This window comes from Undibacterium sp. TC9W (assembly GCF_049339865.1).
In the GTDB taxonomy this organism is placed as follows: Bacteria; Pseudomonadota; Gammaproteobacteria; order Burkholderiales; family Burkholderiaceae_D; genus Undibacterium.
Genome location: NZ_JBMPPJ010000023.1, coordinates 35,526 through 50,828, shown reverse-complemented (window position 1 = coordinate 50,828; position 15,303 = coordinate 35,526). Strand labels below are relative to the sequence as shown.

General features: G+C 47.4%; 18 protein-coding genes. 9 read left to right on the top strand and 9 right to left on the bottom strand.

Annotation, left to right across the window (positions count from 1 at the left end; translation table 11 throughout):
• The first annotated feature begins 21 nt into the window (after positions 1–21).
• The 4 genes from ACO0LN_RS24695 (at position 22) to ACO0LN_RS24680 (ending at position 3,046) form a co-directional block, all read left to right on the top strand.
• Positions 22–510, top strand: a complete 489-nt coding sequence (locus tag ACO0LN_RS24695; protein ID WP_422978460.1) for a hypothetical protein — start codon at positions 22–24, stop codon at positions 508–510.
• A 269-nt stretch (positions 511–779) separates the two neighbouring features.
• Positions 780–1,253, top strand: a complete 474-nt coding sequence (locus tag ACO0LN_RS24690) for a hypothetical protein (protein WP_422978458.1) — start codon at positions 780–782, stop codon at positions 1,251–1,253.
• Positions 1,254–1,344: 91 nt separating this feature from the next.
• Positions 1,345–1,833 carry a rod shape-determining protein gene (locus tag ACO0LN_RS24685; RefSeq protein ID WP_422978456.1) on the top strand — a complete coding sequence of 163 codons (489 nt, stop codon included), beginning with the start codon at positions 1,345–1,347 and terminating at the stop codon, positions 1,831–1,833.
• Positions 1,834–2,119: 286 nt separating this feature from the next.
• Positions 2,120–3,046 carry a hypothetical protein gene (locus tag ACO0LN_RS24680; protein WP_422978454.1) on the top strand — a complete coding sequence of 309 codons (927 nt, stop codon included), beginning with the start codon at positions 2,120–2,122 and terminating at the stop codon, positions 3,044–3,046.
• A gap of 297 nt (positions 3,047–3,343) precedes the next feature.
• Here ACO0LN_RS24680 and dmeF read toward each other — a convergent pair whose 3' ends face one another.
• From dmeF to ACO0LN_RS24660, 4 genes are all read right to left on the bottom strand, one after another.
• Complete coding sequence (dmeF, locus tag ACO0LN_RS24675; RefSeq protein WP_422978452.1) at positions 3,344–4,384, bottom strand: CDF family Co(II)/Ni(II) efflux transporter DmeF; 1,041 nt, start codon at positions 4,382–4,384, stop codon at positions 3,344–3,346.
• Positions 4,385–4,409: 25 nt separating this feature from the next.
• The gene (locus ACO0LN_RS24670; protein ID WP_422978450.1) at positions 4,410–4,586 is read right to left on the bottom strand and encodes a DUF1289 domain-containing protein; all 177 of its coding nucleotides are present in this window, start codon (positions 4,584–4,586) and stop codon (positions 4,410–4,412) included.
• A 19-nt stretch (positions 4,587–4,605) separates the two neighbouring features.
• The gene (locus ACO0LN_RS24665) at positions 4,606–4,884 is read right to left on the bottom strand and encodes a metal/formaldehyde-sensitive transcriptional repressor (RefSeq protein WP_422978448.1); all 279 of its coding nucleotides are present in this window, start codon (positions 4,882–4,884) and stop codon (positions 4,606–4,608) included.
• A 130-nt stretch (positions 4,885–5,014) separates the two neighbouring features.
• Positions 5,015–5,653: an esterase/lipase family protein gene (locus ACO0LN_RS24660; RefSeq protein ID WP_422978446.1), complete on the bottom strand. Its 639-nt coding sequence runs from the start codon at positions 5,651–5,653 to the stop codon at positions 5,015–5,017.
• Between the two features lie 349 nt (positions 5,654–6,002).
• Here ACO0LN_RS24660 and ACO0LN_RS24655 point away from each other — a divergent pair, with 349 nt between their 5' ends.
• Positions 6,003–6,929, top strand: a complete 927-nt coding sequence (locus ACO0LN_RS24655) for a hypothetical protein (RefSeq protein WP_422978444.1) — start codon at positions 6,003–6,005, stop codon at positions 6,927–6,929.
• 231 nt (positions 6,930–7,160) lie between these two features.
• Complete coding sequence (locus ACO0LN_RS24650) at positions 7,161–8,015, top strand: C13 family peptidase (protein ID WP_422978442.1); 855 nt, start codon at positions 7,161–7,163, stop codon at positions 8,013–8,015.
• 119 nt (positions 8,016–8,134) lie between these two features.
• On the opposite strand, the gene ACO0LN_RS24645 is transcribed toward ACO0LN_RS24650, so the two are convergent.
• Positions 8,135–8,986: a rhodanese-like domain-containing protein gene (locus ACO0LN_RS24645; protein ID WP_422978440.1), complete on the bottom strand. Its 852-nt coding sequence runs from the start codon at positions 8,984–8,986 to the stop codon at positions 8,135–8,137.
• Positions 8,987–9,089: 103 nt separating this feature from the next.
• Between ACO0LN_RS24645 and ACO0LN_RS24640 the strand changes: the two genes are divergently transcribed.
• Entirely contained in the window at positions 9,090–9,407 is a 318-nt protein-coding gene (locus tag ACO0LN_RS24640) for a hypothetical protein (RefSeq protein ID WP_422978438.1), read from the top strand.
• A gap of 41 nt (positions 9,408–9,448) precedes the next feature.
• Here ACO0LN_RS24640 and ACO0LN_RS24635 read toward each other — a convergent pair whose 3' ends face one another.
• The 3 genes from ACO0LN_RS24635 to ACO0LN_RS24625 all read right to left on the bottom strand — a co-directional run bounded on the left by ACO0LN_RS24635 (position 9,449) and on the right by ACO0LN_RS24625 (position 11,063).
• The gene (locus tag ACO0LN_RS24635) at positions 9,449–9,676 is read right to left on the bottom strand and encodes a hypothetical protein (protein WP_422978436.1); all 228 of its coding nucleotides are present in this window, start codon (positions 9,674–9,676) and stop codon (positions 9,449–9,451) included.
• Positions 9,677–9,924: 248 nt separating this feature from the next.
• Positions 9,925–10,227, bottom strand: a complete 303-nt coding sequence (locus ACO0LN_RS24630; protein WP_422978434.1) for a hypothetical protein — start codon at positions 10,225–10,227, stop codon at positions 9,925–9,927.
• Between the two features lie 383 nt (positions 10,228–10,610).
• A complete protein-coding gene (locus ACO0LN_RS24625; protein WP_422978432.1) occupies positions 10,611–11,063 on the bottom strand; it encodes a hypothetical protein in 453 nt (150 codons plus the stop codon).
• 220 nt (positions 11,064–11,283) lie between these two features.
• Here ACO0LN_RS24625 and ACO0LN_RS24620 point away from each other — a divergent pair, with 220 nt between their 5' ends.
• Together ACO0LN_RS24620 and ACO0LN_RS24615 are read left to right on the top strand one after the other, a co-directional pair.
• Positions 11,284–12,024: a hypothetical protein gene (locus ACO0LN_RS24620; RefSeq protein WP_422978430.1), complete on the top strand. Its 741-nt coding sequence runs from the start codon at positions 11,284–11,286 to the stop codon at positions 12,022–12,024.
• A 103-nt stretch (positions 12,025–12,127) separates the two neighbouring features.
• On the top strand, positions 12,128–12,856 hold the full coding sequence (locus tag ACO0LN_RS24615) for a hypothetical protein (RefSeq protein ID WP_422978428.1): 729 nt from the start codon (positions 12,128–12,130) through the stop codon (positions 12,854–12,856).
• A gap of 217 nt (positions 12,857–13,073) precedes the next feature.
• On the opposite strand, the gene ACO0LN_RS24610 is transcribed toward ACO0LN_RS24615, so the two are convergent.
• Entirely contained in the window at positions 13,074–15,248 is a 2,175-nt protein-coding gene (locus tag ACO0LN_RS24610) for a metallophosphoesterase (protein WP_422978426.1), read from the bottom strand.
• Positions 15,249–15,303 lie beyond the last annotated feature (55 nt).

Here is a 15,303-nt window from a genome sequence, read left to right as displayed (position 1 = left end):
GCTAAAGCACAAAAGTAAACGATGGAACTGGACGAAGCGCTACGATTGAGAAAGTGGATGGCCTTATCCAGGATTGGAGAAAATGCGGAAGCAATTTCCGGCGGGTTTTTTAGTCTTGGGGCAAATCTTTATGTCAGCACCCAAGATTATAATAAAAATCTGGAAAGAGATAACCCGCTGGCTCCATTCATTACTGGCGTATATTGGGCTGCATCCGTCGCAGCCTTGAAATGGGCATATCTGGATAGTGATTTGCCAGCAACCTCAGATACTTCTCTGGCTGCTCCCCCGCAAGAACTGCTGCTGGAGACTTCTGGCACCTATTCTGAACTGCAGCATCAGATTCCTAAAAATGGAAATCGAATTTTTGAACGGGCCGAGTATTCAAATAAAGGTTTATTTTTATTTAAAGAGCTTAACATCGATGGTTTTAAGTATCTATTCTTTGAAAATAAAAATAAACCAAAAGAGCGAGTCTCAGTTATTGGTTTTTCCTTGCAAACTGAATAGGCGCAGGAAAATGATGCATCCCTACAGTGACGTGTAGATATGGCCCAGATTTCTACTAACCCGTAGGAGCGGCTTTAGCTGCGAGTCAAGGTGTGCTCGCTCATATGGGTAATATATATTCAAAATTCAAAGACTATTTGAGTTTCAACTTTTCAGTTGATAAGTGTCAGTTGTTCAGCATGTTCAGTGAGAAAGAGGAGTATTCCATAAGTTGGGCATATTACAGCGTTGCAAAAATCATCTTCTGGCAAATCAGTCTCTAACAAAACATGAACAATACTGCCCTCTTAAATGAAATTGCATCTTCATTCCAAGTAGTGCCTATGCCGCTCAAGGGGGCACTCTCGGTTCATCAGCGTGATTGCCCACAATGCGCTTACTTGAGGAATTATCTGGAAGAACAACGAGACCGGAAGATTACTGGGGATGTTATCCGCTATCTGCATAATGAGTTGAGTTGCTTATCGACTGCCGGATTAAAATGGATACTTCCCCACTATCTGGAATTCTGTCTGACGCCAGAAGCAGAGTACAGCAAGCTGGAAACAGAGTTCTTGATTTACCATCTTGGGCCGGAGTTGAAATTCCAGCATGACGCGAAAGCGCAGCTTTCGGGTTTGCATCAAAAACAGATTGACTGTCTTGTGCACTTTCTGGAATGGTGTGAAATTCATCCCCGCTGGAGTGAATATTGTCCTGACGATATACAAAGAGCCTTGAATTTTATGCGCACATTGCTTTGACGCTTCGTCATTCAATGATCAAATGTCTCTACTCTGGAGTGCATTTGCTTGCGCTCTGGTACTCTTCTCCAGTCCTGAAAGTAAATTTACTATGTTCGATTCCTTCAAACAATATATCTACATCCAGATTGCTCCTGATCGCTTAAGCGTGAAGAATCTTAAATCTGGCGAGTGCATTTCAGAAGTGCCGGAACTGGCGATCAGTGCACCACCTGATCAAAAGATCCTGGGTGTTGGTGCTGCGGCGCGGTCTTCGATAGTGGGAAAAGCCGGTGCCGTTGTGCTTAATCCTTTTGCTCATCCTCGCTCACTAGTATCTGATTTTACCGTGGCACAGCAACTCATCAAGGCCTTTGTTAAGCGCGTCAAGTCCAGTTCTGCCATGGCGATGAGTCCCATCATCATCTTCCACCCACTCGGCAATCCTGACGGCGGTTTTACCCAGGTAGAAGGCCGCGCATTTCGTGAGTTGGCGTTCGGGGCTGGTGCATACAAAGTCATACTCTGGTACGGCGACGAACTGACTGATCAGGAAATATTGTCCGGCCAGTACCCCGCCTATGGGCGTGTTATCGAGTAACGCAATTGGCATGAATGTCTAGTGTTTACCGATGAAGTGAGTAGAGTACGGTTAATGCAAGGTCTTTGTACGCATGGCAATTAAGTTCAGGCGACTTGATAGAAGATAAGGCTCGTGAAATTAATGTCAATCCGAATAAAAATCGTCAATCTTCGCAGCTAAATAAACTAAATGACTTTGAAATTGATTTCGTAGGGATTATAGTTGTTGCAGTAAATTATTGCTTTCTGCATCGCCTGATTTGCACAGAGATTCTTTGTATTTAAATTTTATGATATGTAGAACTATGAAAATTTTTCCAGCGGGCTTAATTGCTGCCACCCTTGCCTTATCGCATTTGACCAACGCAACTGCTGCATCAGGTACGCCGCCTTCACCAAAATCGAAGCAAGTGCAAGGCATTAAATTTTCGATTGACATGCTGGAGAAAAACAAGCTTCCCTTGAATATGAAGGGTGCCAATCTCATGGAGACAATCAATGCGTTGGAAAAAATTTCGCTCATGAAAAAGGGCGAATTTGAAACAACAGTTGATTTTGAAAATCGCAAGTCTGCAGCATATTCGACTAAGCTTCCAGATGGCCTAAATCTTCAAGATTATTTTGCTTTCGATTTTCCAGTAAAAGCCGTTCGCGATATTTCGTCCGGGTTGGTGTACAACTATGACGCAGACTCTAGTGAAGTGCAATTTTTTGCACTTCCTCTTACTCCTCAACTAAATGGCATAGGTTCACCAGATCATGTTACTCAGAGTGATTCGGTACTTAAAAATCTGGATGTTTTTGATTTTTATTCAAAAATTGAATCTAATGAGAAATTCCGTGGACGCAATGCTTATGGGGTGACTATTAATATTCAAAGAATCAGTTCGATCGCATTTGGTATTGTGTCAAAAAATATTTCATATCTCTATTTTAAGCGCCATACTTCCTACTACGATCTTCCGACCTCAGTTGCCCGGATGAATATGGCAGGCACCACCGCTGCAAAAGAGCTACCTTCTTTAAGAGCCTTAATGGTAACTAAAGTGGTTTCGCCCTACCTTATCTATCATTTCAGTTCTTTGAAACCTGCGATAGACAGACCAAGGGAAAGTTTTCTAGAAAAAAAATACTTGAATACAGCTGTATCTGGAGTGATTTTTTATTCAGGCAGGACTGGTGAAATTTATGCCCGCGTACCAGAAAATTTCGGTTTGCAACCTAACGAGTAATTATTGTAAAGACGGATATTAGTCCGCTTGTACTTAACGTTGGGCGTAAAAATAGTAGAGCAGCAGTGTTTGTTATGCTTGTTGATGTTCCCCTTTTGCCATATCTACGACTATGTTTCAGTAGCAGTAATTGGGCTTGCTATTTGAATGTCGGTGTCAATTCAAAGCAAAGAAAGAGTGTGCATCTGGCGGATATTTTAGAGCACGTTGTCCCGACAACTCCAGACTTAAGTATTCATGCCTTGCAAGGCACCTGACAATCTCATCAATGAGACTGTGTTATCGTCCTATAGCCGCTTACCGATAATGCATTTCTATCGTCGAATGCACGATCTCTTCATGAATGGCTAGCTGTTCTCGTATTTGCGTCGCGGTGAGGCTGGCGTTGCTGGTCAGTATGCTCAGTGCGCATGAATAGGATTGCCTGCCTACGCGCCAGACATGCAGGTCAACCAGTTTGGTGTTTTGATCTTCCACATCGTTTTCGATGACTTCGCGGATCTCATTGACCACTGGTGCATCCATCTCGCGGTCAAGCAGCACTTTGCCTGTTTCTACCATCAGGTTCTTTGCCCACACCGCAACCAGTACTGCACCGACGATCCCCATGACAGGGTCGAGCCAGGCCCAGCCATATATCCAGCCACCGATCAGGGCAGCAATCGCCAGAACGGACGTTGCCGCGTCTGCGATGACGTGGATGTAAGCAGATTTAAGATTTAGGTCGTGGTGTTTGTGTTGATGCTTCTTTTCCTGATGGTGATCAAGATGATGGGCATGATCATCATCGTGAGCATCATCGTTCTTGCCATGGGCATGGTGGTGCGCATGGTCATGACCGTGATGATGGCCGTGGTCACCGTGGTGATGGGCGTCGCCGAGGATGAAGGCGCAGACGATGTTCACCACCAGACCAATGACGGCAATGATAACCGCATCCTGATAATGGATAGGTTGCGGCGAGAATAGCCGTTCGACTGAACCAAATGCCATCAACACCGCAATGCCAAGCAGGAAGATGGCACTGGTATAGCCAGCCAGTATTTCTATCTTCCAGGTACCAAAGGCAAATCGTGGGTCTTTTGCATATTTGCGTGCAGCGGAATAGGCAAAGGCACTTAAGCCAATCGCAAACGCGTGCGAACTCATGTGCCAGCCGTCGGCGAGCAAGGCCATGGAATTAAACCACCAGCCTGCCGCGATTTCCACCACCATCATCGCGGCGGTGATCCACATCACCCAGCGCGACCCCCTTTCTGCCGTAGTGTTACCTTCATCAAAGAGGTGATCGTGGTGCAAGCCCGCGCGCTTTATATCTTGTTGTTCAGTGCCAGACATGCGTGTTCCTTTTTTAATGACTGCGTCATAGTTTGGTCAGTTTTTTCTCGCGATGCGAGCGATCATTGACAATCTGATGGCGGCGGTGGTCTGTCATTTTCTTCCACTCCCGCGCTTCCTTGAGAGTGCGCAGGCATCCGGTGCACAGCCCTGACTTGCCATCGAATTTGCATAATTCTATGCAGGGTGATTTGACGCTCATTGACTTGTAACCTAACCGCTCACTTTAAATAAGTACGGACAATTTCGACCAGTTCGTCTGCACCCTTTAATCGTTCTGCCGCGCTTTCTATGTCGGGGCTGGCGACATGCTCGCGGATGTGATCTTCCATGACCTCTGCCATCAATCCATTCAAGCCACCGCGGGTGGCCGCAAGCAAATGCAAGACTTCTGCGCATTCAGTATCTGCTTCCAGGGCACGCTCCACAGCTTCAATCTGGCCTCGTATGCGCCGGACGCGATTCAACAGCTTTGATTTTTCCTTGATGGTATGCGACATGGCTTGATTCTAAAATAGTATAGGGGGGTAGGGTATCATGAATTAAAGCAATCCGCTTGTCTTACTTTTGATTCTTACTTTTTATGATGATGATGATGATGATGATGATGATGGCAAGAGCTACGACACGCTAGACCGTTCTACTCAACCATTGGTCAATCGCGCTCAATGCATGGAAATTGGATGGGATAAAAGCATGGCTTGCCGGTACAGGTATCGCCTGCGCCTGTGACGATGGAATGGCTTCATCAGCAGCAACCATGCCATCGTGTGGCAAGTCAAAGCCAAAGAAAAAACAGAAAGCACCAAGCCAGGGCCATGTGCCATAGACGTGGGCGCAGGGAATGCTGAGCATGGGGACTTTGCTCATTCTGTCTTCATCAGCGGCAAACTGGCCGCATTCGCCAGTCAGTATCTGATAGATTTTCCAGTGACGTAATCTGCGGGCGAGGCGCATGGCGCGCAGTGGTGATGCCAGCAATACTGCGCGCCTGGGCCGCAAGTGCGGCTCCAGTTGCTCGTTCAGGCTCCTGAGAAGCACGCCGCCAAAAGAATAGCCAACAGCATGATATTCACCTTGACCACCAACCGCAGATAAAAATTCGCTCAGGTTCTTTTTGATTTCATCCAGGGATTGGGAGGATACCTTGTAATCAAAGCATAGTACATTGTAGCCGCGTCGTTCAAAGTAGCGGACAAATGTACCGCGCATATAGCGCTTGCCGCCGACTCCATCGATAAAAACAATTTGGCGGGTACTATTGTTCATGCAAACGCTCCGTTAAGACCAGGACAAGTTCTCAGTGCCCGTCGTACAGTTCTCTGTCATTATCCCTGGCATTGATGCAGAATAATAAATTCTGTGATTATTGATGATGGCTGTCTCGGAAGTGGTTTTTCCCCTGAGAATTCTTGTAGTATTGTAGCCTGATCCAGACTTTGACAGTGCAACAGGCGGGCGCACATTTTTGTGATCTTCGTTTGCTCAGGTCTATACTTTTTCCCGGTTGGACAGTTATGGTCTCTGCACACTTTGTGCAGGGCATTTTTTTGCCAAATTTCACCCGCTGTGCTTATCGACTTTTCTTATCAACTGCTTTCATCAATTCTTTAAGATCATGAAAATTTCCTCAACGCTGTTAATCGCAGCTAGCGTAGTCTTGTCAAATTTTGCAGTGGCAAGTACAACACCGAGCGCAAAGCCTGCCGCGCCAAATGCCAAACAAGCGCAAGCTGGTAAGTTCTCCATCGAGATGCTGGCGAAGGACAAACTCCCTGCCAATTTCAAAGGTGCGAATTTAATTGAGACTATCAATGCGCTTGAGAAAATGTCCCTTATCAAGAAAGGGGAGTTTGAAACCACCGCAGATTTCGACAACCGTAAAGCCAAGGCATATGCAGCTAAATTGCCCGGCGGGCAGGGCATTGATGATTATTTTGCTTTTGCTTTCCCGGTATCTGTTGCAGATTCTCTCCCTGTGGGGTTCAGGTACAAATACGATGCAGACGCTGGTGATGCGCTGTTTTACATGCTCCCCACCAATGCGTCTCTTAATGGTATAGGCTCACCTAACCATGACATCAAAGGTGTAAGAGTCGATAGGCTGGATGCGCTTGATTTTGATCTTAATATTGACAAGACCAGGACATATCGTGGAAGCAATGCCTATGGCGCAACGGTCAATGTTGAAGAGACCTCGACGACAGTATTTGGCCTGGCGTCACCCACTATCCCATTTCTCGACTTCAAGCGTGAAGTCGGTTATTACAGGGACTTGATACCCGTTGGCCGCGTCAGCATGCCAAGCGCCATTGCAGCAAAAGAGCTGCCAGCGATAAAAGCACTGGTCATCGCCAAGGTCACCCAGCCTTATCTCATCTACGACTTTTATCACTCAGAGCCAACCAGGGATAATCCAAAAGAGAGCTATCGCCAGAAGAAATATTTAAGCACAGCTATCGAAGGCGTGATTTTCTATTCTCCAGCGACAGGTCAGATCATTGCCCGCCTGCCGGATGGTTTTGGTCTGCCAGCGAAACAGTGATTACAGTGATTATTGTCAGGCGATGAAGAAGAAGCCCTGGTGTGCCCTGGGATAGTAGCGTTTCATAGGATTAGCCTGGCGTTGATTGATATGCTTAAGATGTCGATTGCGACCGGCTAGCCAGTGTGAGCGCAAGCTTCGCCGTTTTAACCCCTGCACTTGAGCATGACACATTTTTTAACAAATGTTATGATAGCCAGCTTTATCGCTTAAAGAAGTGTGCAGAAATAAATGAAGAAACTTTCCTCTTCCCTGTGGATGGCTGGTCTGCTGACGCTGTTGTCTGCTTGTGCAACCAAGCCGGCTATTACTTATCTAAACCCTGGCCAGAACAAGGCGCGTGAGATGAGTGATCAATTGATGGCGCAGCAAAGGCTCAGTAATCAGGAGAAGGCGAAAAACATAGACCATCACCGTGTCTGGTACGCCGGATTTGGTTTACATTCAGGCTCCAAGGCATTTTTGGGTGATGTGCAACTGGCCAAACAAAGGCTGGAAGAAATCAATCCTGAACTGATCAGCTATAGCTTCAATAATGACCCGCATCCGGACAAGCTTGATGCCCCTTTTGCCCACCTCGGCAGCCTGGACCAGACGGCCAGGGATATTGCCAGCCAGGCCAGGGAAGGGGATGTGGTAACTATTCTGCTCAGCAGCCATGGCTATACCGATCTGGTCGCTGTTGAAATAGGCAATAAACCCACGGCACCCATTTGGACGCGCTATCTCAAAACGGCACTGGCACCTCTGGAAAAATTCCCGACGGTGCTGATTATTTCTTCCTGCTATTCGGGTTCCCTGATCTCGCAATTGAAAGCACCGAACCGCATTATCGTGACTGCGTCGGCACAAGACAAGGTGTCTTATGGCTGCCAGCCGCTGGCAAACAATACCTTTTTTGTCGATGCCCTGTTTGGCAGCAAACTCGATTCAGGTCAAAACCTGATGCAAGTGTTTGAACATACCAAAGAGCTGGTGACTGAGCGCGAGAAGAAAGCGAAATTTGATCCCTCGTCACCACAGATTTTTGTTGGCGAGAAAATGCAGGCTTATGCGCAGCAGCCTTTGAAGTCCTGGTTGCAATAGGGGCGATGTATTCATTGCGCAGCCACCATCAATGAGCAGCCATCATCACTGCGCAGCTACCGTAAAATAAACAGGGCCGTCATCAGATGGCCCTGGCTTTTTTTGGCGTTGCTGAGGTCCTAGCGCAACACGGTCAATAGCGGTACTGCCTTCACCACTGGCAATTTTGCTGCTTGCCATGCAGCGATGCCGCCGCGATACCAGTACAGGTTGGAGTAGCCCATGCCCTTGAGGCGCACCAGGGTATTGACGCTCATCCAGCATTCTTCAGAAACACAAAATACCGCGATGGCAGCCTCTTTTTGCGGAAAGTTTTTTTTCATGACCGCACGCAAATCTGCATCCAGGTTTTTATTGAAGGCAGCTTCAGGGTCGTCTGCAAGATTGGCCGCACCGTCAAGCGAGATGGCAAACGGCAAGGTCATGCCGCTATTGTCTATACCCAGCGCATCAATCACGCTGATCTGTTTTTTAGCCAGTTTTTCTGCCAGCTCGGGAGTGCTGATATTCTTTATGCCTTCTATGCTGGCAGGTGTGGCATAGTGGAAGCCTTCACTACCAGGGCGCAAATGCTTCACCGGGGGTAAAAACCAGTCGGCATTTTCAAAATCCTGATAACCATTCTGGACCTTGAGATTTTTTATTGCACGCTCAGACTCTGTCAGAAAAAGTGCATACTTGTCCTGGAAGGCCTGATCATCAAGGTCATAGAGATTGCAGTTGACCTTGCTGCGTCGCTGGCAATTCGACAGGGCTGAGCGCACGGCCAGGATGTCGTTACTCATGCCATAAGCTACGCCCCAGGCGCCGTCTGGCGCCACGGCAAACGCTTTCTTGGTTTTATGTTCCTTGTATTTTTCAAATCCAGTCTGGGCGCTCTTGCCCAGTTCAATCGGACCTTGCCATAACTCCTGGGCATGGACAGCGCTGAGTGCGCAAAAATAAAACGTCAGGACAGCAGAAATTTTCATGGTTCACAATAATGAAATATGGTCACATTGTTTGATGCCCTGCATGTACGGCTAAGCAGGGAAATTCAAATATGATTGCCATTTTACATTATTTAACTTTCGCGTGAGTCGCGCTCTTGAGCAGGGCACTGGCTTTGCTCATCTACTTTTTAAGCGCTGCTTTTTTGCGCAATACTTTTTGCGTGATGCTTATCGCGGGAAACGAGTGCAGCGCCTGTGTTTCAAGCAGACGTTTATACAAGGCTTGAGTCCTGCCTGCCTATTAGCAATGCTCATGGCCCCTGCGCTGGCTATCGAAAAAGATCAAGATACAACTACAACAAACTCTCCCGCAGTTCAAGAATTTGGTTTTTGTCTTTTTGCTTTTCAAAGACCAACAGTTTTATATCGCATTGATATTCGCCAGGTACAAAATCGATAAAGTCATTGTCATACGTCAAAAACGTTGATTTGAATGTGCACCTATTTTGTGGGTGTCAAAGTAATTGAAGAGCGCTTTCCTGGCGTGACATTCATCACGCATCCAAATGAAGCGTCATCATCCCCAGCCTTTGTGAGCAAAGCCCCTGTGACGTCGACAGGATAGGTTATCTCAATCGGGATATCTGTTTTAATTTCAATATCGACAGGAAATTTATGAACCATGCTTGAGCAGGTATGGCTATTGACTGGTTGAGCGACGATATACATGGTGTGGTTTATATTATTACTAGCGCCGTATAGACTATCATTAATGCACTTAATCTCAGGTCTCGCTGATTAATTTTTTCATCTATTAGCTCCCTCGGCTAAAATGCCTGCAAGCTTTGATGCTGTGGCTCTCTCTGCAGTTTTAATGATGATACGGACCGTGTTTTCGATTGAATTTTTACCTACGCGTGGTCCATATTTCTATCAGTACCAAGTGCAAATACTCACAAGTAAATTCGCGTCGATGGCTAAGGCTTGCCCAATTCCGTATCGATCAGCAATTTGTACGCCTCTGTATCAATGGTCAAGATATCTGGACCAGGTTGTCTTGGCAACTTTCCATCCGTTGGTGACAGATTTGTAGCGTAATCGATATTCCAATTCAGACGACCATCCTTTAAATCCGGAACGGGAGCTTTATGAAATTGTTCGAAAATATTCGACGAAAATGTATTTCTTGCACCAGGCGGAGTTTGTTGGAAAATGTAAAAACCATTATCCAGAGCATGACTGTTATTGACGACGCTGATTGTAGATTTAGTTGCGGTCATACATTCTCCATGAACGAATTGAAACTTGCCGTAGATTAACCGTCTCTATATGCATTCATGTCGCTTCATCTGTGATTGAGAGAATGCCAATTGAAATCAGAATATAGCAAATAAAATAATAAATTGCTACGATCAGCAAGCACAGGCGCAATGAATGTACCGAAATCGCCCGCATATCATGCGCTGAAAAATACGGGCCCCGCAAATATGATTGACTTTGGGTAATTGTACTTTTGGCGATTCACTGCAAATACGTCGAAAAAAGATAGCGACCACTGTATTCGATTGAATTCTCCGTATAAAAGCAAAAAACCTGGACCCGTTTACCAAAGGCAAACAGGTCCAGGTTTTTTTACTATTTCCTTTAAACCTTAGCTAAAGTCTTATTGCCCAGGCTTGACCGGCACAACCAGTTCACGCGAGATGCCGCCGCTTTGGGCGCTGCCGGATTGTGTTCCCTCACCGCGCATGCGTTGCAGGCAATATTCACGATCTGCTGGTGGGAGGGCGTTGCAGCGGAGTTCGCGGTTGCGCTGGAGTTGGTCTTCGCTTGCTGTGGTGAGGCTGTCTGATTTGGCTTGTTGCCTTGCTGCACCGGCTTCGCGCAGGCAGGTGTCTTTTGATTGATTGGATTGGCCGTTGAGGCAGAGATTTTTCTCATGTTCGTAACGTGCGCTCGCGCTGGTATCCTGGCGATCTGCTGCCACGCTCACATTAATGAACAGAAGTGAGGAAATAATGCCGGCAATCAAGCCTGCTGTTTTTTTTGCGGTGTGCATGCGTGATCCTTTGTGCTGGCTATGGAGAGCGTTGATTTTTGTTTGACCGTGTTTCATGGCATGACCTCATTGAGATGGTAAAGATGCTGTACATGGAGGCATAGGGCAGTTGGAATATTGCCACAAGCCAGCAGTTTATCTTGTCACTGGCTTCAGTGTAGGCGAAAGCAGTCTTTGTTTCTGCGTGCTACCGCACATTGGAAATGAAATCTTTGTATGCCGGGGCAAGGGGGTTGCGAGTAACAAATCAAGTATCATATCTTGGTCTACCCTGTGAATGGCAACGTCACTGGGCAGCATCCGCACTTATCCATCGTATTTGAAAGATCAAAAATCCATGAAGCTTGCTACCTCTACTAACTCTATCCAATTCGCAACCCTGTTACTGGGCGTCGTGCTGCATAACAGCAGCCAGGCGCAACAAAGCCCACCCTTTGGCAAAAAACTGCCAGCAACGGCGCAGGCACTGCGTGATTTTGTGCCATCTGGATGGACGGTGGAAAACCAGGTCAGTGGTGACCTCAATGGCGATGGCCTGGCCGATATTGCTGCCGTGGTGGTGGAGGGCAAGGGCACCGCTGAGGCTTATGACCGGCAGCGTGGCCTGATCGTCTTGCTGGCGGGTGCGGGCAAGGGATACAGTTTATTGGGCAGCAATGACAAACTTTTGCAATGCCAAGGTTGTGGTGGCGTCAAGGATGGTGTCAATGTCGCGGTTAAAAACGGCGTGCTGGTCGTTAGCCAGTACAGCGGTTCGCGTGAATACTCAGTCTATACCTGGCGCTTTCGCCTGGATGCTGCCAGCCAGCGTTTGCAAATGATAGGTATAGATGAAGAAGAGGCAGATGGCATGGTGGGCAAGGGTTCTACCGTCAGTACCAACTTGCTGACTGGCCAGCAAATCAGCGAAAGCTATCAATATGATGAGAAACGTGATCGTAAAGTCATATTGAGTTCAAAGAAAGGCAAGGTCGCAAAAAGCATGACTTTGCTGGAGGATGCCGCCGGGAGTCAATAGGGATTTTGAGGTGAGCTTAATGCGGCGTATTCGAAAATATACTCAAGCACTCCAGTCGCCTCAATTGACAATGACCGAAGTTATCGGGGTATAGTGAAAGCGCATGATTAAAGTACTTACTTGGAATTGCAACGGCGCGTTTCGGAAAAAATGGTCAACAATTGCCGATTTAGGTGCTGATTTGTTGATTATTCAGGAGTGCGAGGACCCATCAATGTCTTCAGATGGGGTCTATCAAGATTGGGCTGGAGTTTACCATTGGACAGGATTAAACAAAAACAGGGGCCTTGGTGTTTTTGCTCGCAACGGCCTTGTGCTTAATCGAGTGCCCCTTTTCCTTGACCCGTTGGAATTATTTTTGCCTCTACTGATTGACGATAAGTGGCCGTTGCTAGCAACATGGACTAAGCAAGCCAATTCCCCTACATTTGGCTATATTGGACAGGTCTGGAAATTTTTGCAGTCAAATAGAGAATTTTTACGCCATCCAGGAGCGATGCTAGTCGGTGATCTCAACAGCAATGCGAAATGGGATGTGTGGGACCGCTGGTGGAATCACACGGATGTAGTTAACGATTTAGCGGATACTGGCTTAAGAAGTGCTTACCACGAACATTTTTGGGAAGCGCAAGGGCAAGAACAAAAACCTACGTTTTATATGCAACGCAAACTAGACAAATCGCATCATATCGATTATGTGTTTTGTGGATCTCTTTGGACCGTACTGGATGTGGAGATCGGATATCCAGAGGACTGGTTGCAACTCAGTGACCATATGCCACTAATTGCGACTTTGGAGCTTAATAGTAAAAGTGTGATTGCCGCTACGTAATTGCACTAATATTAATAATCTTTAGACGCATTCGTGAAAGAAGTTTCTTCACTTTATCAAAGTGTATCTAGATAGTAAGTTGCATTTCTCTTAGGCGAAAATACAAGCCGCCATCTATAGCATATTGGTCGGCCGCTGTATTTCTGAGGAATGGCAAATTTGCGAATCATAAAAATTCATCCCGCTTGCCCAAGGGCAAACGGGATGAACAAGCGACTTAGTTAAAACTTGCAGAGCTGGTGTTCGTATTCGTCAGCGTCTGGTTCTTGAAATTGATGGTGAAGCGGTCGCTGGGTTTGCCTGAACCCAGTCCTTTGAGGATGCTGAATACTTGCTTGAACTGGTTTTGGAAAACCACATTGACCGTATTCTGGTCTGAGGGTTTTCCATCCAGCATGCTGATGGCAGCCGGGTTGGCTGGGAAGGCGTTCATCAGAACCTTGTATTGCTTGACCCGGTCGGTGCCCATGTCACGCAAGGCGAGTTCGCCGGCATAGACGGTGCGGTGGAAGTCGCCATAGAATTCATAAGCGCTGATCTTGGCGAAATCATCCAGCTTATAACCGGCAGCAGTGGCGAGTTGCGTGGCCTTGTTGGTGGCTACTGTCCAGTCGGCAGTCAATTGGCTGGCGGAGACAGGCGCGCCGCTGTTGGTACCGCTATTGCCTTTAGACATGCAGGTGGCCGTCAAAGGCAAAACGCCGGGGATGTCTTTCAATTGTGCGAACGTGACCTGGGTTTGCAATTGCGACAGGATCAGCATCTGTTTGGCGTCGAGGCTGGTGGCGGCTTCTTTCATTTCGCAGGGCCAGTATTCATCCATGAAGCGCAGGCGTGACAGTTCACCAAAATAGAAGCGGGTAAATTCGCCATAGGATTTGGTGGCGAGGATGTCTTTGCTCCAGCGTTTGCTCACATCAGCGGCGAGGCTGCTGTTTTGCAGGTAGTCGTACTCGGTCTGGTAATACTTGAAGAGTTCGTTATAGCGTGCCACGTTGTTGAGGGACACGGTTTCGATATCGACAGTATCCTGGTCCTTGTATTTGACGATCTTGTAGGCGGCACCAAATACGGCCAGTGAGGGTGACTGCACGTTGACGAAGTAATTGCCAGATGCGTCCTTGTAATCATTTGTGCCATTGAAGTGCATGTGACCGCCCATGTGCAATTGCATGCCTGTGGCTGCGAGGGCGGTGGTGGTTGCCTGATCAGGCACACGTGCTACCTGGAAGGCGCCGGACTTGAAGACGGCCTTCATGGTATCAGTCTGGTTGGCGTAAAAATCCATGGTCGGATAATGCGAGAAAGCAATCAGGCGCTTGCCCTGAGACTTGGCGCGGGCAGTGACAGTCTTGATCCATGCCAGCAAATGTTTTTTATGCGTCAGCACTTTGTTCCAGCCCGCATTGCCAGCGCCATCAAAGCCTTTGAATGCCTTGGCGTTGACAGGGTCAAATGCGCTGTTAGGGATGTGGACATTGGCGTCAATCGAGAGCAGCCAGACACCCTTGACAGGTTCTACCAGATAGCTGGAATCGATGATGTTGGTGCATTTGGTAAATGCCTTGCCCAGATTCTTTTCGCCTTCGGCCTTGTAGCTGCCGCCTTCGCCTTCTGCGCAAATTTCAAACTGGCGGTTTTTTACGTCGGCACTGCTGAGTGCTGCGTCATAGGTGTAGGTAGCATTGGCATAGCTGGAAAACGGGGTTTCCCAATACACGTCGGCCTTGTTGGGCATGTAGCCAAATTCACCCAGTTGGGCGATCAGCTTTTCGTAGCCGAGTTCCATGAGCTGGTTGGTGCAGGCGACAGTGGCGTCCTGTGATTTGCAGCCGGAATAATTGACTGCATAAACTTTTTGTTCTTTGCCTTCTGCCGTCAGGAAATCGTTTTTGCCAGCTTCGTCATCGTCATAAGGTTCGTTAGGATCGTGATTGCCGGGCGCGATAAAGAAGCGCATGCCTTTGGCCTGGTATTCTTTCAAGATGGCGGCAATGCCATCGATGTTGACGGGTTGTGCATCGTCAGAATAATCGCCTGACAATGCCACCAGCCTGATGCCGCGTGCATAGGCATCGTCCAGCGCACCACGAAAGGCAAAGTAGTTTTCATTGAACAGGCGGGTGGAAGTCAGTTGCGCATACATGGTACGTATGGTGGCAAATTTGCCGTCACCAGTCGGTATGCCTGAGAATTTGGCATTTTTGAGATCACCATAGACGTTTTCAAAATGCACGTCAGACATGACGGCCACTGCAGGCGTTTCGGCCACGGGTTCTGGTGTGGGTGCTGCTGCATCCTTGCTGTTGCCGCAGGCGACCAAAGCCAGTGGCAAACATAATGAAAGCAATTGCCTTGCAGCCTTGCGCTCATTTAATAAACGAAAATTCATGGTCTTTCCTGTCACAGGTTCGGAGACACACCAGGCACATTTGCGCCAGGTGGAG